Below are 20553 nucleotides of genomic sequence, written 5' to 3'. Positions count from 1 at the left end.
TATAGATAAGAAAACCTAGAGCTATACATCGCTTAGCTTCAGTTACTGTTTTTTTAAGGGGGAGGCTGGGAGGGGGTCTATTTATCTATAATCCCAAAACGCAAAAAACCAGCCGAAGCTGGTTTTCTCATATTAACTAATATTCTTATTTAACTGATAAGAAGATTCTCTTGCTCCTCCAACTTTTCAAGGGGGAGGTTGGGAGGGGGTTCTAACTAAATTAGAACTGGTTCATCGTGTTGTCTTCGCCGCCAGCTTTAAGCGCGTTATCACCAGAGAAGTAACCTTTATGAGCATCACCGATATCTGAACCCGCTAGGTTTTGGTGCTTAACAGATGCCTGTTCACGACGGATTTCTTTACGTTGAATATCACGTACATATGCAAGCATACCAAGTTCACCGAAGTAACCTTCAGAAAGAATATCAGTACCCAGTGCTGTTTCATGATAAGTCGGCAATGTGATTAGGTGATGGAAGATACCTGCTTCACGTGCTGAATCAGCTTGGAACGTTTGTACTTTCTTATCTGCTGCAAGTGCAAGTTCTGTCGTATCGAACTTCTCATCCATCAGGCCACGTGGGTCTGTTGCTGGGTCTGGGTAAGCTGATACATCTTTACCTGCTTCAACCCATGCTGCGTATTCTTGTTGACGGAAGTTAAGCGTCCAGTTGAATGATGGTGAGTTGTTATAAACAAGTTTCGCATCAGGAACTACTTTACGTACTTCGTTAACCATGTGAGCGATTTGACCTACGTGTGGTTTTTCAGTTTCAATCCACAATAAATCAGCGCCGTTTTGTAAGCTTACGATACAATCAAGTACCACACGGTCAATCTCTGTGCCTTCACGGAATGCATACAGACCAGACGCTAAACGTGTTGGTTTAACTAATTTACCATTTAGCTTGATGATCATGTCGCCTTCGGCAACGTCTGCTGCAGATTCAACTGGCGTTGTTTCTAGGAATGCATTGTATTGCGATGCTAAGTCACCTGGCGTTTGTGATACCGGTACTTTTTGCGTTAGGCCAGCGCCTAATGAGTCAGTACGTGCAACGATAATACCGTTGTCGATACCCAATTCAAGGAATGCATAACGTACCGCGTTGATTTTCGCTAGGAAATCTTCGTGTGGAACCGTTACTTTACCTGCTTGGTGACCACATTGTTTAGCATCAGATACTTGGTTTTCAATTTGGATACAACACGCACCGGCTTCAATCATTTTCTTAGCCAGTAGGTACGTTGCTTCTTCGTTACCAAAACCGGCATCGATATCAGCAATGATTGGCACTACATGTGTTTCGTGATTGTCGATAGCGGCTTGTGCTGCTACTACGTCACCGCCGTTGTTACGGGCATCATCTAGTTCGTTGAATAAGATATCGAGTTCACGTGCATCGGCTTGACGTAGGAACGTATAAATTTCTTCGATTAGTGCCGGTACAGACGTTTTTTCGTGCATTGATTGGTCAGGTAAAGGACCGAACTCAGAACGCAGTGCCGCAACCATCCAACCAGAAAGGTAAACGTAGCTTTTCTTCGTTGTTTTTTCGTGGCGTTTAACAGCCATCATCATTTGTTGGGCTGTGAAACCATGCCAGCAACCTAAAGACTGCGTATATTGTGAAGAATCTTGGTCGTATTCAGCCATATCTGCACGCATGATATCAGCAGTAAACTGTGCCACTTCAAGACCTGTTTTGAAACGGTTTTGAGTACGCATACGCGCTGCATATTCAGGGTTAATAGCGGCCCATTTAGAACCTTGTTCAGCTTTTAGTGTAGCAACTGAATCGATATCATTTTTGTATGTTGACATAGCAAATCCTTTACAGTGATCAAGTGATGATTAATTAAATTGAAACGCAGCGACTAAAGCCTTTTATTCGTTTGCGTTTTGATGAGTTAATATTAAACGCTCAATTAATATTTAGTTAGTTTATAATTTTTATAGTCACCATTCACATTGTGAATACTTGTGACTGTTAATTTAACTTATTTATGGTGTATTCTGGTGACAATTGTTATTTACGAACAAGCTTAACTTAGTGTAAGTGGCTAAATCATTGAGTTAATGTTGCTTTATTAATTTTTTATTGTAGGTATTTATTTTATGAATATATCAGGGATTGATCTTAATTTATTGATTTACTTCGATGTTTTATTACGTGAAAAAAACGTAACACGTGCTGCAAGTATGCTTAATATTACTCAACCGGCAATGAGTAATGGTTTGCGTCGATTACGTACCCTGCTTAATGATCCTGTTTTAGTACGTACCTCTGGTGGTATGACCCCGACTGAAAAATCACGTAAATTAGCCCCAGTGATCAGAAAGTTACTACTGGAACTCGAAGAAGCCTTACAAGAAGAAAAAGAATTTGATCAAAGTAGCGAACGTGTTTTTCGTATTATGGCCAGTGACTATGCCGAGTCGACTCTGGTTCCGCGTCTGCTGAGTAAGTTAAGCAAGGTAGCGCCAAACATGACGCTGGATATAATGACACCGTCTGATGTGACCTTCCATGATGTTGAGGAAGGCAAGATTGATATGGCGATTAATCGCTTTGATGAATTACCGCAATCGTTTTATCAAAAAACACTGTGGCATGATTCGTTTACTTGCATGATGAATGCGGATAATCCGATCGTAAATAAGTTTAATTTGAATCATTACTTAGCATCAAAACACGTGTGGGTATCGAAGACGGGTTTTGGCGTTGGTGTCGGCATGAACCCGCACGATGTGCAGAAGTTAGGCTGGGTTGATGAAGCGCTTAATCGTTTAGGCAAGAAACGTAATATTAAAGTATTTACCCGTAACTATAATGTTGCTATGCAGCTGGCACTACAAGATGAGTTAATCGCGACATTACCGACTCAGGTTGCGCTTATTCATAACAACAACAGTAATTATACTTTGCTTGAACCGCCATTCCCGATCCCGAATATTGAATTGAAAATGATCTGGAGTCCGTTGCTGCATCATGACGCTAGTCATATTTGGTTCCGTCAGTTGGTACTTGAAGCGGCAACGGAGCTACGTGCTGACAATTAGTACTGCTGGATCTCTAAGCTACTGATCACGTGATGGCCACTTGTTACTTGCTGACTCAGTTGATATATAGCATTCGCAAGTTGCTCGATGGCTATCGGTTTTTGCTGCTTTAATAGCGTAAAAGGTAACAGAGATATTATCGCCAGTGGGTAATAAGCTATGGCTTCTATTAATCTAAACTCATCACGCTTTCCGTGTAACAGGGTAGGTTGATAGAGGTATAGTACTGATAGCGGTAACTGACGTAATAATTGCTCTGTTTCGCCTTTAGTTTGTAAGTAACTACTTGCAGATTTAGCGTTGGCACCAACAGCGCTAATGACATGTAATTGTGCTTTAGTATGGTTTGCTACCCAAGTGCCAAAGTTAACAATGTAGTCTTTATCCACTTGTCTAAATGCTGCTAATGATCCTGCTTTTTTACGGGTAGTACCAAGGCAGCAATAAGCGCAGTCAATTTCCGCGGCACTATTCATTGTAGTATCCACGGCAATTGCTAAATCATCAAAATTGGCTAAATCGAGGATAATCTCAGTTACCTTTTTTAAATGTTGAAACTGTGTCGGTCGATAATGGACGACATAGATATTCTCAATAGTCACATCATTGAGTAACTGCTGCATGAGTTGGTTACCTGTTGCCCCTGTAGCGCCGACGATAATGACGTTTTTCATAGTGATCCCTTATTTATCATTCCATTATTTTGTTAAACAGATTTTTTTAGTCTGGGTATGCTTGCGGTAAAAAATCAGCGAGAGTAGTTTTAAACTGAATAGCCAAAGTAGATTTAAGGTTATGCCGCCAATTAATCCCGTCACTATTGCAGCTTGGCTTAATGGTATGCCTGGTGTGAACAGTGATAAGGTATTTTCAGCTAATTTAGTGTTTGTGCGAGTAACAAAATAAGTGAGCTTATTTATATAACTACCTTCTGTTAGGACCGCCAAATCACTCGCTAATAGGGGCAATGCTTGCTGTAATGTGAGTACCTGCTTACCCACTTGCTGCACGGCGAGAGCTGGACTGGCATTAAAATCGGCAATGAGAGTGTCGAGCTGACCATTAAAGTTGGTATCGGCAATTAATTGAAACTGTTGTAGTTGGTTTTGTTGGGCGAGGTAATAACCGGAAAGTTGCTGGCTGTAATGATCAATAAATTGCGGTAGTTGCATAAATAGCATGACGCCAAAAGTAAATAATAAGCGTTGTAATAATCCATTAATAAACGTCATGCTGTGCGCGTCCTGCTATAACTCTGCACCGTATTGTGCTTCCATCCAACTTTCTAAAATAACCATTGCTGAAGCACTATCAATTGCGCCTTTTTGCAGGGCTTTAAAACCACCTTCTTCAAACAAACGTGCTTTGGCATCTTTGGTTGTTAAGCGTTCGTCATGCATTTCGGTTTTGACATTAAAGCGACCCGTTAAACGATTAGCAAACTTAGTCGCACGTTTGGTGATCTCTTGCTCGGTACCGTCCATGTTTAATGGTTTACCGACGATAACAAGATCCGGTTGCCATTCTTTAATTTGTTTTTCGATTAAATCCCAATCTGGAATACCATCATTGGCTTTAAAAGCTACAAGTGGGCGTGCTGTGCCTGTGATCTCTTGACCAACGGCGATGCCAATACTTTTAGTACCGAAATCAAAACCAAGCAGGGTTCGTTGTCCGTTTTCTGCATTACTCATATTCTTCTCCGTAGGGCTCTTTATACCCAAGTAGCTTGGTATATATTAAGAGTGTCCTACCTGACTAGATAATTGGCTGACGTCGATACCTATTTTCTGCACGGCCTGTTCCCAGCGTTGGTGTACGGGCACGTTAAATAAAATATTTTCGTCTGCATTAATGGTTAGCCAACTGTTGTCAGCTATTTCTTGTTCTAACTGGCCTTTCGTCCAACCGGAATAACCTAACGCGACAATATAATTGTCAGGTTGTTTGTCGGTGCCAAGTGTTGCTAATACATCCAGTGATGAGGTGATCATCAAGTCATCATTGATTTGTAAACTCGAGCTAAACCCTGGGTAGGCAGTATGCAATACAAAGCCACGATCTTCAGATACAGGACCACCTTTAAATACCGGTTCATCGATGGTTATTTTCGGTTCTACTGGTGCAGCAGTCTCATCGTCGAGGTCTGCTATGACCGTTTTTGATAATAACTCGTCGATAGAAATGTTGACGGGAAGGTTGATGATAATACCCATTGCACCGTCGGCGTTATGCTCACAAATATAGATAACAGCGCGTTCGAAAATGCCATCTTTCATGCTCGGCATTGCGATAAGGAAGTGATCTTGTAAAGAGTCCATAGGCCTATCCTCTGTTGTTAGCTGTGAGTTTTATTATGGCAGAAAATCATAGCTTAAGCGGTGAAATTGACCATAAGCTATGATTTATTTAAGAGAGGCGGGTAAATTAATTTTTATTTAAACGGGCTTCGATCGCATCCATCAACATACCTGTGATGCTTACATCATAGGCCGCTTCGATTTCGCGGATACACGTTGGGCTCGTTACATTGATTTCAGTAAGCTTGTCACCAATCACGTCTAGACCAACAAAAATTAAGCCTTTTTCTTTTAATTTAGGCCCTAATGCTTTGGCAATCTTCCAATCACTTTCTGATAATGGGCGTGCGACACCACGACCGCCAGCCGCGATATTACCGCGAGTTTCACCACTTGCTGGGATACGTGCTAGGCAATATGGTACTGGTTCGCCATCAATCACTAAGATACGTTTGTCGCCATCTTTAATTTCTGGAATGAATTTTTGTGCCATGCAGTATCGCGTTCCGTGTTCAGTCAGTGTTTCGATGATCACGCTGACGTTTTTATCTTGCTCGTTAAGACGGAAGATTGACGCGCCACCCATACCATCAAGTGGTTTTAAGATCACATCTTTGTGCTCTTTGTGGAATGCGCGTAATTTGTCTTTACGACGTGTTACTAGTGTTGTTGGCGTGAATTCATTAAACCATGCTGTGTATAGCTTTTCATTGGCATCACGTAGACTTTGCGGTTTGTTCACGATTAATGTGCCTTCGTCTTCAGCACGTTCAAGCATGTAAGTTGCGTAAATAAACTCAGTATCGAACGGTGGATCTTTACGCATTAATATCACGTCAAGATCGGATAGAAGATGGTTAGTTTCTTCACCTAGTTCGTACCAGCTTGCAGGATCTTGTTGTACTTTTAATGAACGAGACGAAGCATATGCACGGCCTTCAAGCATAGATAGATCTTGCATTTCCATGTAGAAAAGTTCGTAACCACGGTTTTGCGCTTCCATTAACATTGCAAAGCTAGAATCTTTTTTAATGTTGATGTCTGCAATGGGATCCATCACGATGCCAAGTTTAATTGTCATATTCTTTATCCTATCCTAAATCGCCAAAGCGGCATTGTAGTGCGGTGATCGCTGTTAATGCTGCTGTTTCTGTTCGTAATACTCGAGGGCCTAATAACGTTTCTTCAAAGTTAAATTGCTCTGTCATGTTGATTTCATCCGCAGATAAACCGCCTTCAGGACCAATTAATAAACGCACGCCATGTTTAGGCTCGGGTAAGGTATTAATGCTGTATTTTGCGCGTGGGTGCAGGTTCAGTTTTAATTCAGTCGTTTCTTCTGCGGCCCAGTCTTTTAGCTGTTTTGGTGGTAATACTTGTGGCACGAAATTACGACCACTTTGTTCACACGCAGCGATGACAATTTTTTGCCATTGCTGTATTTTTTTCTCTAAACGTTCACCAGAGAGTTTAACACCACAACGTTCACTAAAGAGTGGGGTGATGGCTGTTACACCCAGCTCAACCGATTTTTGGATAGTGAAATCCATTTTATCACCGCGCGAGATCGCTTGACCAAGGTGGATCTTGAGTGGTGATTCACTGTTAATATCTTGGAATTCGTCAATGTGAACTGTCACTGATTTCTTCGTGGTTTGTTCAATTGTGGCTTGGTATTGGCCACCTTTACCGTTAAATAAAGTTAGCGTATCACCTGTAGTCATACGTAAAACACGACCAACGTGGCCTGCGCCGTCTGGTGATAATTCAAAGCTAGAACCCACGATTAGTTCGCCGGATTCGAAGATGCGAGGATGACGCATGCTATTTACCTTTATTTAAATATGTAGTTAATAAAATGATTATACCCACTTTTTTAATTTGCTGATGAAATTTATCCGTTAACAAATAAAAAAGTTGTTTGGGGCCGTAATAAGCCGGGGTGATCTTAGTCTCATTACTGGCATCGTCAGATTCATCCTAAGGTTAAAAATTGATCCTTTGTTCGTTTAAGCGGGCTCGATGCATACTCGTTATGATACGAAGAGTGCAAGTGACAACCTTAAACGTCCTATATTGGCACTGTTGTGGACGATATTTTACTATTTATTTTACTGTTTAGTTAAGGCATATGATGAATCAGACTCGGAACATACAATTAATAAATGAATTTCCATTGTTGGAATCACTGATAGATCTTAAACCTCTGAGTTGGTTTAATCCTAAAGTGACGAGTTATGCCGAAGCCTTACCGTATGTTGGTTTAACTGCCCTTGATGTGCAGGAGGCGAGTGAACGTTTGCTGCGTTTCGCCCCTTTCTTTTGTCAGGCATTTCCTGAAACACAGCAGAGTCACGGTATTATTGAATCACCGCTACAGACGATCCCGGCTATGCAAGCGGCGCTGAGCGATTACTATCAGACGTCATTACCAGGTCGCATGATGATCAAGTTAGACTCTCAATTACCGATATCGGGGTCAATTAAAGCGCGGGGTGGCATTTATGAGGTTCTGCAGCATGCCGAAAAACTGGCAATTTCAGCAGGTCTACTTAGTTTAGAAGATGATTATAGTAAGATTAATTCAGCACAATTCAGGTCATTTTTCAGCCAGTATAAAATTGCAGTTGGCTCAACCGGAAACTTAGGTTTATCTATTGGTATTATAGGGGCCAGCTTAGGGTTTCAGGTTAGTGTGCATATGTCTGCGGATGCGCGCCAATGGAAAAAAGATCGCCTGCGAAGTCATGGCGTAAATGTGATTGAATATGAATCTGACTACAGTATTGCGGTCGAACACGGTCGTGAAGAAGCCCTGCAAGATCCATTCTGTCATTTTGTGGATGATGAAAACTCGATATCGTTGTTCTTGGGTTATGCGGTTGCTGGAGAGCGATTAAAGCAGCAGTTTATTGAGCAAGATATCATTGTTGATGCTCAACATCCGCTCTTTGTTTATCTGCCTTGTGGTGTGGGCGGTGGTCCGGGCGGGGTTGCTTTTGGCCTTAAGTTGGCATTTGGCGACAATGTGCATTGCATCTTTGCCGAACCGACGCATTCGCCGTGCATGTTATTAGGCGTTTATACCGGCCTGCATGATCAGATCTCCGTTCAGGATCTCGGGATTGATAATATTACGGCTGCCGATGGTCTTGCTGTTGGTCGTGCTTCGGGTTTTATTGGTAAAGCAATGGAGCGCATGTTAGATGGCTATATTACGTTAACGGATGCTGACATGTATCAGTTATTAGGACTGATTAATGACACTGAGCAGCTTAAGCTTGAACCTTCTGCATTGGCTGGTATGCCGGGTATTATGCATGTGGTCACCAATTCAGACTATCTTGAGCGGATGCAACTTAGTGACAGTTTGGCGAATGCCACACATTTGGTATGGGCAACCGGTGGCGGTATGGTGCCAGAGCAGGAAATGACAGCCTACTTACAGCAAGCTAAACATTGAGCCTTCCTTCGCTTGCCCTGCAGGGGCTAGCTGGAATAACAGTACTGCGTTACAATATTTGAAAATGATATTTTAAAATGGAATACCATTATCTGCATATTGTGCCTTGTTCTGATATCCCAGCAAGTCTCTGATATAGCATCTTGAAGGAGTTTGGGTATTAAGTTATGGAATTAACATTCGGCAGTCATAAAAAATTTAGCGGTAGCCAATTAGCTAACCTGGATACCTTTGTCAAAGCCGCGCAGTACGGTTCATTCACGCAAGCGGCTGAGGTGCTTTTTATCACCCCCAGCGCGGTTAGTCATCGTATTGCCAAGTTGGAACAAGAACTCGGCTTTAAGCTGTTTCATCGTTTGCATAAACAATTAAAATTGACGAGCGAGGGCGCGAGGTTATGCCGTAGTTGTGAGCGTCTGTTTAATTCACTAGATGAAGAATTAAATGACATTCGCAGCAATGAATTATCAGGTCGTCTGACAATCTATGCCCGGCCTTCTATTTCACTGTGTTGGCTGGTGCCTCGGATCCATGATTTTCATCGTCAATATCCGGCTATTCAGTTGGATATTCTTACCGGTAATGACGATATTAATTTTCATACCCAATTTATTGATGTCGCACTCTATTATACATCAGGTCCTTTTCCTGGATTATCGAACATTGAGTTGATGTCAGAGGAGGTTACGCCTGTTTGTTCTCCCGCTTATGCTGAGTTACACGACCTTATTGATAAGCCTGAGAATATTCGTAACTGCAGCTTATTGCATGATTGTAAGGCGTGGCCACAAGCCGCTTATAATGCGGAATGGTTAGAGTGGACAGAGCGCCATCAGATCCGTGAGGTGAATTATAATCGCGGTTTGAGTTTTGACCGTTCTGATCTGGCGATGGTCGCCGCGATTAATCATGCTGGCTTGGCAATCGGGCGTAAACGGCTGGTAGATAAACATTTGCGTAGTGGTGAGTTAATTGCGCCTTTTCCGGCACTCATTAGCCCTGCCACATATCAATACCATGCCGTATATAGCGCAGACATTACACCCAATCCAAGAGTGAAGGTGTTATTAGACTGGTTACAGCAACAGGCTGAGCAATAGTCGCGATCTTAAATATGCAGAAGAAGTGGTATCACCTGCATTTTATTAATGCGGTGATACCAGTATCAGGGGCGTATCAATGCCGTTGTTAGCGCAGAATAACCCCTTTATTTAAGTCGATAAGTTTACTCAATACCTTATCACCATCCATGCGGATACCATTGTGCTCGAACTCTGAGGTTAACCAATATTTTAGGTTGTTTACACGTGCAGCTGTTTCGAGGCTGTATTGCATTTCAACATACATATCTTCGCTATAGATAGCTGCAGCCACGGGTACTTGGTTATTTTTAAGTACCTCAAGATCGTAAAGATCTGACCAATCTTGTTTTTTCGCTAACTGCTGCGCCGCTTCTTGCAGTGGTTTCAAGTTATTAAATTGCTCGAACATCCACGGATAAATCATTTCACCAGTGAATAAGAAGGGCTGACCCGCTTGATAATTAAATTCAGCATAATCTGCGCGAACGCGATGTGCCGCCCAATCAGATGCCTGTTGTTGGCAATAGATAGACTCATGCAGCAGGGCAAAGATTGGGTTGGTATTATAATCCAAGAACTGACAGAATTGCGCTAAGAATAATGGGTTAACTTGGGTGCCTTTTTGCGTAGTGATAAGCGCTTGTTCAAGCAAATAATAAACCGCTTCTGGGCCTTCTTCCATGCCTAAGTTAACGCCAAGCAGTTGCAGAATTTCAACCGTTAGTTTTTCACCTGTAGCAAGGTAAGTATCGTGCTCGGTAATATGTGTTGCTAATGCAGTGACAAGCTCTTGAGCATCGCTAAAACGAGTAAAGAAGTCGTTATTTTTCGTCTGTACACGTTTATAGGTGGCTTGATACACCTCATCGGCAGGGCGTGTCAGTGATGGTAATCCACCAGTGATGAAAGCTTGTGTTAAGCCTTCTGGCGCAGCGGTTAAATAACGTAATACACAGAACCCACCAAAACTTTGGCCAATGATGCTCCAAGTATTAAACGGTGATAATTGCGCACGGATAGCTTCGGCATCACGCACAATATTATCCGCGCGGAAATGGGTGAGGTAGTCAGCTTGTTCATTGGCAGTTAAGTGGGCAAGACTCACCGCGCTGATTGGTGAAGATAAACCGGTACCACGCTGGTCTAGCAGCAATACCCGATATTCTTGTAATGCACGTTTTATCCAGCCACCATTTGCCATCGGACGTACCGCACCAAACCCTGGACCACCTTGAAAATAGACCAAATACGGCAGGTCTTGATCTTGTTTATCTGGGGCGACAAGTTCACGTACAAATACGTCAATCGTGTCACCGTCAGGTTTGTTGTAATCAAGTGGCAAGGTAAATGTGTGCTTTTGTGCAACTAAGCCGCTTAATGTGAGATCAATTTTCATGGCAATCCTTTGTTCGCAATAAGGTAATGATATAGGTTATTGTAACCTTAAATGAGTGCTAAGTATTAATGCCTGTTATCAATTTAACAAATAAGGGAAGGTTAAAAGCATGGATAAAGATTATATAATCAGTGCTAATTTTGCTGATATGGATCTAGCGGTAATACACGGATTTATTTCAACGTCATATTGGGCGAAAGGGATTCCTGTTGCAACTTTACAGCGAGCACTAGAAAACTCGTTATGTTTTGGTGTGTTTACCCAAGATGGTAAACAAGTGGGCTTTGCGCGGATGATCACAGATAAAGCAACCTTTGCCTATTTAGCTGATGTGTTTGTATTAGAAGCGCACCAAGGTAAAGGCTTAAGCAAATTACTCATGGCGGCTATATTAGATCATCCTGAATTACAGGGACTCAGACGCATGGTGTTAGCTACCAGTGATGCCCACGGATTGTATCAACAATTTGGTTTTACAGCGCTGGCAGCGCCAGAGGTTTATATGGAACTGCATACGCCGTATTTGTATGAGTAAACAAAATTGTTATCTCAGGAATAATAGCCTCCGATTTAGTTAGAGGCTAAATTAGTTTCCAGTTTCCAGTTTCCAGTTTCCAGCTTCCTGTTACTTCAGCGCCAGCAATGCGCCAAAACTAACAAGCCCAACTCCACATACTTGATTCAATCGTTTTCTAACACGTAATAATCGTGTCTGTAATGCAGAAGAGGTAAATAATATCGCGACGATAGCAAACCATATACCATGCAAAGCGATCATATAAGCACCGTAAATAAAGGCGTGCGTATTGTCATTCGAGTCTGGAGAGATAACTTGGCTAAATATGCTTAAGAAAAACAGCATTGTTTTAGGGTTTAATACATTACATAGAAAACCTTGAGCGAGATATTGCCAGTTTTTATTTTTCGGTTGTGCTGTCGACGTAGTATTTAGTTGGCTGTTCGCCGAGCAAATACCTTTGATACCAAGGTAGATTAAATAGCCTGCACCAGCGTAGCGGATCATATTATATAGAAATTCATTCTGTGAGATTAAATAGCTGATGCCGAACATTGAATAGCTGATGTGCACGCAGATTGCGAGGCTTAGTCCTAGCGCAGTATAAATCCCCGCTTTACGCCCATCGTTAATACTGGTTTTTAATACTAAAACAAAGTCAGCACCAGGGCTGATAACGATTAATATGCCTAATATAGCCAGACTAAATATTTCCATAACGATTCCATTTATGATTCATAATTATTGATAGGTGTTCATTGTAGAAGAATTACAGCTTCGCTATAATCGAATTGATTTCAATAAACATGTGAGAAAAAGTCACCAATGAGGCATTTAAAAGCATTTCATGTTTTTCATGTAGCAGCGGCCCTGGAAAGTTATAGCAAAGCAGCAGACAAACTGTGTATTACCCATGGCGCGGTGAGTAAGCAGATTAAAACATTAGAAACCCACTTAGCGGTGAGCTTGTTTTATCGTGACGGGCGTAATGTGAAATTAACGCCTGCTGGTAAACTATTATCTGGTTATACCGAACAAGCATTTAATGCCTTGGAAGCAGGTGTCCAGCATGTGACTCAAGTTACGCATAAACACTTAGAAGTATCGTGTGAGCCAACATTAACAATGCGTTGGTTGATGCCTCGATTGAGTGATTTTTATCAAGATAATGTCGATGCGGATGTTCGATTATCAACAGCAGGTGGCCCTGTGATACTCGGTAGTAATGGTTTATCGTTGGCGATACGACGAGATGACTTTCCGCTATTACATGACTACCAACAGACTCCCTTAGTTGAAGAGTGGGTTGGGCCGGTATTTTCGCCTGAGTATTGGCAACAAGTGCAAAATGACGCGGGTAAGATTAAGTTATTACACAGTCAAACACGCCCACAGGCTTGGGATAATTGGTTACAAGGTAATGCTGTATCATGCCTCAAAGTACAAAGTCTGAAGGTGCAAAGCGAACAGAAATTCGCACATTTCTATTTTTGCTTACAAGCGGTGGTTGATAACTTAGGGGCGGCGATAGGCTCATACCCCTTAGTCATGGATGATCTGGAACGGGGTAATTTAGTCGCCCCGTTTGGATTTAAACGCTCAGGGCACAACTATATTTTATTAAGCCAAGATGACGCTTTATTAAAGCAGGGTAAGACTTTGTTAGGTAAAGACTGTGAATCTGATACTTTACAGCGAAACTTCATTAATTGGCTGCAACTGAATCTCGCTATGTGTGTACCGAGTCAGTAACAATGACCATATTTTAAGTTTTGGCTGGCTAAGTTATCTATTTACCATAATGAAACCGAGTGCTGACGATCGTAACAACATCATCGCCCGCTTTATATACCAGGCGATGTTCATCATTAATACGTCGAGACCAATAACCAGTTAAATTCTCTTTCAGGGGTTCTGGTTTGCCTATGCCTTCAAATGGCATACGTTGCACCGCTTCGATGAGTTTGTTGATGCGTTTCAGCGTTCGCTTATCTTGCGTCTGCCAATATGTATAATCTTCCCAAGCATGTGGGGTAAAAAGTATATTCCGCATTAATCTAACAATTCTTTATGCAGTACTTCTCCGCGCTCTGCTTGGGCAATTGATTCAAGTAGACGTTTTGAATTATTCGGGTTCGCCATCAAGTACATTGTTTCTTTCCAGGCGTTGAATTCAGATGCAGATAATAAGACAACATCTTCGCCCCCACGCCTGTGTATATGCACTGGTTCACAATCATCAACTGCTGAATCACAGATTGATTTAAAGTTATTGCGAGCTTCTGAAAATGTTACGACGCTCATAATTAAATACCTTATTTACAACTATCAGTTAATAAAACAATATTAGCTCATACATATAACATGTACAAGCTATGGTACAACTTTGGTTTGTTATTTACCAAAAACCACGATCTAAACAGGCAGACTTAACCACGTTATTTTCATTGCCTTGCAAGTTCTCAATAAGTTGCGTGCGTCGACATTCAATGCGTGTCACTGGGTATTGTTTATCCCATGCGAGTAACTCACGTTTCTGTCTACCTATCTTGTACATAGGGTAGGCGGATTCCATATACAGGTAAGCACGGGCAATCTGGCCTTTAGCATAATCAGGTGGCTGCACCGTTTTATTCTTTATTTTGATAGGGCAGTTGCCGAATTGATTTTTTTCAGCCGTTACTTTTGAAGCAAAATTATAGTTACTGCGTAACGCGTTTACGGCGCCAATGGCAGGATAGAGGTTGTACATATCCGCTTGCATGTAACGATAAGGAATATTGATTTTTTCCGCGCAGCGACGACCTTTAAAACTCTTACCTTTGCTATTCACGCAAGCACTATTACCTTCTCGCCATTCACTAAAATTACGACCGAAGTTCTCCGCAGGCACGACATGTTCCCATTCGATTTTTTTTTGGCGCTTCACATGCTTTGTCGAGGTGAAACCATTGTGATCGGTGATCTTCTTTTTACTATTGAAATCAGCTTGGCAATATATGGTCAGTTTAGGTACATCATTGTAAACCTGTCGTTCAAGCATCTTTTTGGCTTTACTAAAGGATTGGTTAGTTTGATTGCCATTGTTAGAAGCATGAGAAAAGGAAGGGAATATTAATACGGTTGATATAACTATAATACTGAGCTGTTTTAACATTACAGGCTGCTCCAATGTAATAAAGCAACATTATAGCATAGCTAAAACAAGACGATAGGATTGTGAAATTAGTGTGGGTTTAGAATTGTTGGGTTCATTTAATGGCGACTCATACATTACGTTGAGATGAGTTGTTTGAAAAAGAGGGAGGGCTAGACTAAGTCTTCTTCGGGTATGAAAATAGCGGTATAAAAATGAGAACTATAAAGCAGGCATAAAAAAGAGCAGATGATAGCAACTGCTCTTTAGATTAGAGTTCGAGGTGAATTAGTTGGCGCGAGAAGCTGCGTAACGCACTGCGATATCTGAATCTAATAACATTGTTTCTTTTAACACACCGGACTTTGCCATGAAAATACGTTGAGAGATAGATAAAGCACTAAGATCAAGAGTACGAGCAATTTGCTCAGCTTGATTGGTGTTACGCTTTAAAACTGCAGTTATCAGTTTTTCCATTTCATAATCGGTTGATTTCGCAGTATCTAACGTGTGAGTCATAACCTAGTTCCCTGTCACAATGGTATGTATGGCGTTATTTTATCTGATGAATTTAGATAAATACACCTATATAAGTTAATTTTTTAGATTATTACCAAACAAGTTGTCACTTCTTTAGCTTTAAGTTAACTTATTGTAATTTAATATTTTATGATTAAACTTTGTTTGCATAAACGACAGATATATTTGATATTGTCCCGTATTATTTTATTGTGACGACGAATAGTTAGTTGATGATCGGCGCACTGACAAGCATAGGTAAAGGTTTTACCTTTCACATTCGAGACATCGTATTGATGTGTTGTTTTGGCTGTGAGGTCAAATATTTGATTCATGATTTGTTGCCACTCTTTACCGTGCGGCTTAGTACGACCATAAAGTTGATAAACTAATAAATGCGCCACTTCATGAGGGACAGTATGCGTTATAAAATGCTGCTGGTTTTCTTGCAATAAAACAGGGTTAAAGCGTAACTCATTGATTTGTAATCGCGCACTGCCTGCTGCTCTACCACGTTGCTTGAAATTAATATGAGGACGAGGAAAGGTTCTATTTAAGCGTAATTCAGCGTGTTGATAGCAAGTTTCTATCTTAGTTAAAACTAACTGTTCAACGGTCTGTGAACTGTCATTTTGTTGCAGGGATACATCATCAAGCATAGTTTTGTCTAATGGCAGGCTAAAGGTTATCTAAAAATCATCTATAAAAAAGGCGCTTTGGTTATATCACCAAAAGCGCCTCTACTATTAACTAACAACTATTAACTAGCAACAGCTAACTAAAAGCTAATGTTAATTAAATACCTGCTGCATCACGTAGGATTTCAGCTTTGTCAGTCGCTTCCCAAGGGAATTCGTTACGACCAAAGTGACCATAAGCCGCTGTACTTAGGTAAATCGGGCGCATAAGATCGAGCATTTCGATTAGACCGTGTGGACGTAATTCGAAATGTTCACGTACCAATTTAATCAGTAGTTCTTCGCTTACTTTACCCGTACCGAACGTTTCAATACTGATCGACGTTGGCTCGGCAACACCAATAGCGTAAGACAGTTGTAATTCACAACGGTCAGCTAGGCCAGCTGCAACGATGTTTTTAGCGACATAACGTGCTGCATATGCTGCGCTACGGTCCACTTTTGATGGATCTTTACCAGAGAACGCACCGCCACCGTGACGTGCCATGCCGCCATAAGTATCGACGATGATTTTACGACCCGTTAGACCACAATCACCCATTGGACCACCGATAACGAAACGACCCGTTGGGTTAATAAAGAATTTAGTTTCTTTATTTAACCATTCCGCAGGTAATACTGGCTTAATAATTGTTTCCATAACGGCTTCAACTAGATCTGCTTGTTTGATATCTTCAGAGTGTTGAGTTGAAAGTACCACTGCATCGATACCAACAATTTTGCCGTCATCATAAGCAAAGGTGATTTGGCTTTTTGCATCTGGGCGTAACCAAGGAAGCGTACCGTTTTTACGTACTTCAGCTTGGCGTTTAACCAATTTGTGTGAGTAAGTAATCGGAGCCGGCATTAACTCTTCAGTTTCATTGTTTGCATAACCGAACATTAAACCTTGGTCACCCGCGCCTTGCTCTAGCGGATCATCACGGTCAACACCTTGGTTGATGTCTGGAGATTGCTTACCGATTGTGTTTAATACTGCACAAGAGTCAGCGTCAAAACCCATTTCTGAGTTGATGTAACCGATTTCACGTATTGTTTTACGGGTGATTTCTTCGATATCAACCCAAGCGTCAGTCGTTACTTCACCGCCAACCATAACCATACCGGTTTTAACATAAGTCTCACAGGCTACGCGTGCTTTCGGGTCTTGAGCGATGATTGCATCAAGTACAGCATCGGAGATTTGGTCTGCAATTTTATCAGGATGACCTTCTGATACTGACTCAGAGGTAAACAAGTGTTTAGCCATGGTTTTAATTCTCTCTTAATTTAAACACAATAGACGTGATGTACGTTCATATGTGTAGAAGTTTTAACATCTAGACGGCTATTCTAAACTATTTTGCCAGTATTAAGATAGACCCTAATTCATATTAATTTTGTATATGGTTTAAAAGCATTCTTTTTAACGGATATTATTTATGTATATATGTTATAAACGGGCAATATGCAGTAGCATAGAACGAAAGTATTAAAAGTATGAAGTGACGCGCTTTTTTTAGCTGAAAATAAATAACCGTTCACTATCATTAAATATATACCCAAGCTACTTCAAGATGCACAATCAGCAAACCGAATGAAGAGTATATTCAAGGCATGAAGTCGAGGATTTAGTTATTCTAAATCAAGACTTCATAACGCCGAAGATGCCTTCGTTCGGCTTGCCCTGCGGGAGGCGAGCAGGAATAGCAGCACTGCGTTGCAATATTTGAAAATGGAATAACCATTAGCTACATATTGCGCCTTGTTCTGATATCCCTGCTCGTCTCTGATATAGCATCTTGAAGTAACTTGGGTATAACAACACTCATTTGCCATTGGGAATTATAAAGTGTCATTGAAAAAATCATTAGTTATCACTGCCGCATTACTTGCTAGCTTTAGCAGTGCAGCATCAAACATCTCACTTGCTTTCGATAACGATAACATCGTGTTGGGCTATGAGCTTGAACTGCAAGAAGCACTTAAGCTAAAAGGTGATTATCTACAGACTATCGACAATGGTTATACCTTAGATACGGGTATTTATGCGTTTCAAGATGCGGGTGCTACATTCTTTGAACTTGGCGCTAAAGCAATGAGAATGGATAACGACAATGGTGATGGTTATGCATTGGCATTTGGTGGCTTAGGTGGTATCCGCTTAACTGAAGAGTTTAGCTTGGAAGCTGAATTCCATTACAGTCCAGAAATTTTAGCGTTTGGCGATACTGAAAACTACTCACAGTGGGCTTTGCGTGCTAGCTATGCAGTAATGCCTACGGCAAACTTCTTTGTTGAATATAACTATACAACAGTGACGTACGACAATATGCCTGATGAACGTCTAACCGCTGATATATTATTTGGTTTAGCGTGGATCTTCTAAATACGCGTTATTAATTAATATGATGAACAAAAGCACCTGAGGGTGCTTTTGTTGTTTCTAGGACACCGTAATAATAGAAATGAAAAGTGGTGTTATATAAATGATTTTATAATTAAATTTAAGCCGTGGGTGTAGTGGGTTTGTCTTTTTCTTTTTCTTTTTCTTCTTCGGTCATTGTTTCTTTCGGTAACGAGAGTTTTAATAATTCGGCATAGAGGGGTTTACCGCCGATAGCTTGTGCGACAAAGGTGGCTCCAAGGCAAGTGATTAATAAGGGTAAAATAAGCTCATAGCTGTCGGTCATTTCCACCACTAACACTATTCCTGTCACTGGCGCTCTCACTGTTGCGGCAAATAATGCGCCCATCCCTGCGATCGCATATACCGTTGGCTCTGCCACAAAGCTGGGAAATAGCTCTGCTGCGACCACGCCAAACGCTAAACCAAATAAAGTGCCTAATGTCAGCATCGGGGTAAAGACACCACCGGGCGCACCCGATGCAAAACAAGCGATGGTGCCGAATAAACGGATCACAAACAAGCCCACTAAAATAGCCCAGGTACTGGGTTCTTGGATCATCCTGACCATTAAGTCGCGACCATTACCTGCAGTATCGGGTGCAAACGACTGTAATAGTGCGAACACGCAACCAAACAAAACACCGGTAAGAATAATCCGACTCATTTGGTTGTTCTGCTTTCGTTTTAACAGTTTAGTGCTACTGATGATCCAACGATTGAAGTACACACCAATGACGCCAAAAATACTGCCTAATAACAGAAATAACCACAGCGAGGTCAGCGGCGGTACGTCAAAGTGGAGGATCGGCATGACAGCATCTTGGCCATGAAAGGCACGCATTACGATTGTTGCCATTGCGGCAGCAAGAGTGACGCACTTAATGGACGTCATGTTATAGCGAAAATGGGGGCGCATCTCTTCAATAACAAATAAAATACCGGCAAGAGGGGCATTAAAAACAGCAGCAAGACCTGCAGCAGCACCCGCTGCGACTAAAATATGGGTGGAATTGGTATAGCGTTTGGCGGTATCTGCAAACATACGACCAATAGCACCCCCTATCTGAATCGCTGGTCCGGCACGACCAAAGATCATCCCTGAGCCAATGGCTAACGTTCCGGCAATTAATTTGACCGGTAATAAACGACGCCAGCGAATGTCATACATGCCATCAAGCGCGCCTTCAATATGAGTAATCCCGCTACCCGATGCTTCGGGTGCAAAGCGTAAGGTAAGCCAAAACGAAAAACCCACCATAGCACCACTTAACAGCATGATTAACAGTATATTGAGACTTGGCGGTAGCGCTAAAGGATTAAATAACTGTAATCGTTGCGCATCCGTCCATAATACCGCAGCTTCAAATAAGGCAATCACTAACCCTGTCATCCCCCCGACTAATGCCGAGATGATAGGTAACACGATATGGTCATGCTTGGCAGAAAGTAATTTGGGACTGGTGCGGTGTTTACGTAATGCCGTTTTTAAAAATGTTAAATTGGGTGATTTAGCCATTCGCATGTGCCACCTGTTCGAGTGAGAGGAGTGCAAATAAGCTCGGTTCGAATTGTAAAAACTAGGGTGTTAGCGCAAGGTAAATAGCGCGGTATTATCGCGTTATTTATTATCGTTGTGTAATAGCTTTTAGTTAAATCGTTGTGGAGGATCAATGCCAAAACAGTATAACGAATAAACGAGTTAGATTGTATTTCTTTTTAGATAGGAATAATGATGATTAAAATATATATTTTATGTGGCGCGCTCACATAATTACCAATAAAAGTACACGTTGAGATTCGTTTGAGTGTTAAAGTGCTTTCATTCGAAAGGTTTATTGCTTAGGTTAGAACGTTAAAACGTAATCTCTAAGTTAAAATTAGTTAAATCTAAATAAACTAAAAAAACTTGTTATACATAAGATAATTTTATGACAATATAACAGCTTAAAAGTATTTTAAATTAATCTCTGCAGGAGCAAACTATGCCAT

At 41.3% G+C, this 20553-nt stretch carries 22 protein-coding genes; 6 read left to right on the top strand and 16 right to left on the bottom strand.

The genetic code is table 11. The annotated features are described in order from the left end of the window. Positions 1–220: 220 nt before the first annotated feature. Positions 221–1825, bottom strand: a complete 1605-nt coding sequence (locus tag PE36_RS19885; RefSeq protein ID WP_006033880.1) for an isocitrate lyase — start codon at positions 1823–1825, stop codon at positions 221–223. A 294-nt stretch (positions 1826–2119) separates the two neighbouring features. Here PE36_RS19885 and PE36_RS19880 point away from each other — a divergent pair, with 294 nt between their 5' ends. Then, entirely contained in the window at positions 2120–3064 is a 945-nt protein-coding gene (locus PE36_RS19880; RefSeq protein WP_006033879.1) for a LysR family transcriptional regulator, read from the top strand. On the opposite strand, the gene PE36_RS19875 is transcribed toward PE36_RS19880, so the two are convergent. The 6 genes from PE36_RS19875 to rsmE all read right to left on the bottom strand — a co-directional run bounded on the left by PE36_RS19875 (position 3061) and on the right by rsmE (position 7187). Then, positions 3061–3738 (bottom strand): NAD(P)H-binding protein, encoded by a 678-nt coding sequence (locus PE36_RS19875; protein WP_006033878.1) that lies wholly within the window; start codon positions 3736–3738, stop codon positions 3061–3063. The two genes, PE36_RS19880 and PE36_RS19875, sit on opposite strands and share 4 nt — an antisense overlap. Before the next feature lie 24 nt (positions 3739–3762). Beyond that, positions 3763–4296 (bottom strand): DUF2937 family protein, encoded by a 534-nt coding sequence (locus PE36_RS19870; protein WP_006033877.1) that lies wholly within the window; start codon positions 4294–4296, stop codon positions 3763–3765. Positions 4297–4311: 15 nt separating this feature from the next. Next, positions 4312–4758, bottom strand: coding sequence for a Holliday junction resolvase RuvX (gene ruvX, locus PE36_RS19865; RefSeq protein WP_006033876.1), 447 nt, complete (start codon positions 4756–4758; stop codon positions 4312–4314). Between the two features lie 45 nt (positions 4759–4803). Then, complete coding sequence (locus PE36_RS19860; RefSeq protein ID WP_006033875.1) at positions 4804–5385, bottom strand: YqgE/AlgH family protein; 582 nt, start codon at positions 5383–5385, stop codon at positions 4804–4806. A 106-nt stretch (positions 5386–5491) separates the two neighbouring features. Beyond that, the gene (gene gshB / locus PE36_RS19855; RefSeq protein ID WP_006033874.1) at positions 5492–6445 is read right to left on the bottom strand and encodes a glutathione synthase; all 954 of its coding nucleotides are present in this window, start codon (positions 6443–6445) and stop codon (positions 5492–5494) included. Between the two features lie 10 nt (positions 6446–6455). Beyond that, positions 6456–7187 carry a 16S rRNA (uracil(1498)-N(3))-methyltransferase gene (gene rsmE / locus PE36_RS19850; protein ID WP_006033873.1) on the bottom strand — a complete coding sequence of 244 codons (732 nt, stop codon included), beginning with the start codon at positions 7185–7187 and terminating at the stop codon, positions 6456–6458. Positions 7188–7498: 311 nt separating this feature from the next. Here rsmE and dsdA point away from each other — a divergent pair, with 311 nt between their 5' ends. Together dsdA and dsdC are read left to right on the top strand one after the other, a co-directional pair. Next, positions 7499–8827, top strand: a complete 1329-nt coding sequence (gene dsdA / locus PE36_RS19845; RefSeq protein WP_043994891.1) for a D-serine ammonia-lyase — start codon at positions 7499–7501, stop codon at positions 8825–8827. A gap of 167 nt (positions 8828–8994) precedes the next feature. Further along, the gene (dsdC, locus tag PE36_RS19840; RefSeq protein ID WP_006033871.1) at positions 8995–9927 is read left to right on the top strand and encodes a DNA-binding transcriptional regulator DsdC; all 933 of its coding nucleotides are present in this window, start codon (positions 8995–8997) and stop codon (positions 9925–9927) included. An 88-nt stretch (positions 9928–10015) separates the two neighbouring features. On the opposite strand, the gene PE36_RS19835 is transcribed toward dsdC, so the two are convergent. Continuing rightward, positions 10016–11305: an alpha/beta fold hydrolase gene (locus PE36_RS19835; protein ID WP_006033870.1), complete on the bottom strand. Its 1290-nt coding sequence runs from the start codon at positions 11303–11305 to the stop codon at positions 10016–10018. A gap of 109 nt (positions 11306–11414) precedes the next feature. Here PE36_RS19835 and PE36_RS19830 point away from each other — a divergent pair, with 109 nt between their 5' ends. Then, complete coding sequence (locus PE36_RS19830) at positions 11415–11840, top strand: GNAT family N-acetyltransferase (protein WP_006033869.1); 426 nt, start codon at positions 11415–11417, stop codon at positions 11838–11840. Positions 11841–11930: 90 nt separating this feature from the next. Here PE36_RS19830 and PE36_RS19825 read toward each other — a convergent pair whose 3' ends face one another. After that, positions 11931–12539 (bottom strand): LysE family translocator, encoded by a 609-nt coding sequence (locus tag PE36_RS19825; RefSeq protein ID WP_006033868.1) that lies wholly within the window; start codon positions 12537–12539, stop codon positions 11931–11933. Between the two features lie 108 nt (positions 12540–12647). Between PE36_RS19825 and PE36_RS19820 the strand changes: the two genes are divergently transcribed. Continuing rightward, a complete protein-coding gene (locus PE36_RS19820; protein WP_006033867.1) occupies positions 12648–13574 on the top strand; it encodes a LysR family transcriptional regulator in 927 nt (308 codons plus the stop codon). Between the two features lie 37 nt (positions 13575–13611). Here the strand turns inward: PE36_RS19820 and PE36_RS19815 are convergent, their stop codons facing one another. From PE36_RS19815 to metK, 6 genes are all read right to left on the bottom strand, one after another. Next, the gene (locus PE36_RS19815; protein ID WP_006033866.1) at positions 13612–13875 is read right to left on the bottom strand and encodes a Txe/YoeB family addiction module toxin; all 264 of its coding nucleotides are present in this window, start codon (positions 13873–13875) and stop codon (positions 13612–13614) included. Next, complete coding sequence (locus tag PE36_RS19810) at positions 13875–14126, bottom strand: type II toxin-antitoxin system Phd/YefM family antitoxin (RefSeq protein ID WP_006033865.1); 252 nt, start codon at positions 14124–14126, stop codon at positions 13875–13877. Before PE36_RS19810 ends, PE36_RS19815 begins: the two co-directional genes overlap by 1 nt. A 94-nt stretch (positions 14127–14220) precedes the next feature. Then, positions 14221–14979, bottom strand: coding sequence for an endonuclease (locus PE36_RS19805; protein WP_006033864.1), 759 nt, complete (start codon positions 14977–14979; stop codon positions 14221–14223). 267 nt (positions 14980–15246) lie between these two features. Continuing rightward, complete coding sequence (locus PE36_RS19800) at positions 15247–15477, bottom strand: hypothetical protein (RefSeq protein WP_006033863.1); 231 nt, start codon at positions 15475–15477, stop codon at positions 15247–15249. A gap of 140 nt (positions 15478–15617) precedes the next feature. Next, positions 15618–16136 (bottom strand): SprT family zinc-dependent metalloprotease, encoded by a 519-nt coding sequence (locus tag PE36_RS19795; RefSeq protein ID WP_006033862.1) that lies wholly within the window; start codon positions 16134–16136, stop codon positions 15618–15620. Positions 16137–16272: 136 nt separating this feature from the next. Continuing rightward, positions 16273–17424: a methionine adenosyltransferase gene (gene metK, locus PE36_RS19790; RefSeq protein WP_006033861.1), complete on the bottom strand. Its 1152-nt coding sequence runs from the start codon at positions 17422–17424 to the stop codon at positions 16273–16275. Between the two features lie 582 nt (positions 17425–18006). On the opposite strand from metK, the gene PE36_RS19785 reads away from it, so the two are divergent. Next, a complete protein-coding gene (locus PE36_RS19785; protein WP_006033860.1) occupies positions 18007–18543 on the top strand; it encodes a YfaZ family outer membrane protein in 537 nt (178 codons plus the stop codon). A 118-nt stretch (positions 18544–18661) separates the two neighbouring features. Here the strand turns inward: PE36_RS19785 and clcA are convergent, their stop codons facing one another. Then, positions 18662–20080, bottom strand: a complete 1419-nt coding sequence (gene clcA / locus PE36_RS19780; protein WP_006033859.1) for a H(+)/Cl(-) exchange transporter ClcA — start codon at positions 20078–20080, stop codon at positions 18662–18664. Between the last annotated feature and the right edge of the window lie 473 nt (positions 20081–20553).

Origin of the sequence: Moritella sp. PE36 (assembly GCF_000170855.1) — a bacterium.
In the GTDB taxonomy this organism is placed as follows: Bacteria; Pseudomonadota; Gammaproteobacteria; order Enterobacterales; family Moritellaceae; genus Moritella.
The sequence above is the reverse complement of the archived record's forward strand: the minus strand, read 5'-3'. Positions and strand labels throughout refer to the sequence as shown.

Coding starts and splice junctions, on each gene's coding strand:
- PE36_RS19885 (WP_006033880.1), bottom strand. CDS start 1,825: ATGTCAACATACAAAAATGATATCGATTCAGTTGCTACACTAAAAGCT.
- PE36_RS19880 (WP_006033879.1), top strand. CDS start 2,120: ATGAATATATCAGGGATTGATCTTAATTTATTGATTTACTTCGATGTT.
- PE36_RS19875 (WP_006033878.1), bottom strand. CDS start 3,738: ATGAAAAACGTCATTATCGTCGGCGCTACAGGGGCAACAGGTAACCAA.
- PE36_RS19870 (WP_006033877.1), bottom strand. CDS start 4,296: ATGACGTTTATTAATGGATTATTACAACGCTTATTATTTACTTTTGGC.
- ruvX (WP_006033876.1), bottom strand. CDS start 4,758: ATGAGTAATGCAGAAAACGGACAACGAACCCTGCTTGGTTTTGATTTC.
- PE36_RS19860 (WP_006033875.1), bottom strand. CDS start 5,385: ATGGACTCTTTACAAGATCACTTCCTTATCGCAATGCCGAGCATGAAA.
- gshB (WP_006033874.1), bottom strand. CDS start 6,445: ATGACAATTAAACTTGGCATCGTGATGGATCCCATTGCAGACATCAAC.
- rsmE (WP_006033873.1), bottom strand. CDS start 7,187: ATGCGTCATCCTCGCATCTTCGAATCCGGCGAACTAATCGTGGGTTCT.
- dsdA (WP_043994891.1), top strand. CDS start 7,499: ATGAATCAGACTCGGAACATACAATTAATAAATGAATTTCCATTGTTG.
- dsdC (WP_006033871.1), top strand. CDS start 8,995: ATGGAATTAACATTCGGCAGTCATAAAAAATTTAGCGGTAGCCAATTA.
- PE36_RS19835 (WP_006033870.1), bottom strand. CDS start 11,305: ATGAAAATTGATCTCACATTAAGCGGCTTAGTTGCACAAAAGCACACA.
- PE36_RS19830 (WP_006033869.1), top strand. CDS start 11,415: ATGGATAAAGATTATATAATCAGTGCTAATTTTGCTGATATGGATCTA.
- PE36_RS19825 (WP_006033868.1), bottom strand. CDS start 12,539: ATGGAAATATTTAGTCTGGCTATATTAGGCATATTAATCGTTATCAGC.
- PE36_RS19820 (WP_006033867.1), top strand. CDS start 12,648: ATGAGGCATTTAAAAGCATTTCATGTTTTTCATGTAGCAGCGGCCCTG.
- PE36_RS19815 (WP_006033866.1), bottom strand. CDS start 13,875: ATGCGGAATATACTTTTTACCCCACATGCTTGGGAAGATTATACATAT.
- PE36_RS19810 (WP_006033865.1), bottom strand. CDS start 14,126: ATGAGCGTCGTAACATTTTCAGAAGCTCGCAATAACTTTAAATCAATC.
- PE36_RS19805 (WP_006033864.1), bottom strand. CDS start 14,979: ATGTTAAAACAGCTCAGTATTATAGTTATATCAACCGTATTAATATTC.
- PE36_RS19800 (WP_006033863.1), bottom strand. CDS start 15,477: ATGACTCACACGTTAGATACTGCGAAATCAACCGATTATGAAATGGAA.
- PE36_RS19795 (WP_006033862.1), bottom strand. CDS start 16,136: ATGCTTGATGATGTATCCCTGCAACAAAATGACAGTTCACAGACCGTT.
- metK (WP_006033861.1), bottom strand. CDS start 17,424: ATGGCTAAACACTTGTTTACCTCTGAGTCAGTATCAGAAGGTCATCCT.
- clcA (WP_006033859.1), bottom strand. CDS start 20,080: ATGGCTAAATCACCCAATTTAACATTTTTAAAAACGGCATTACGTAAA.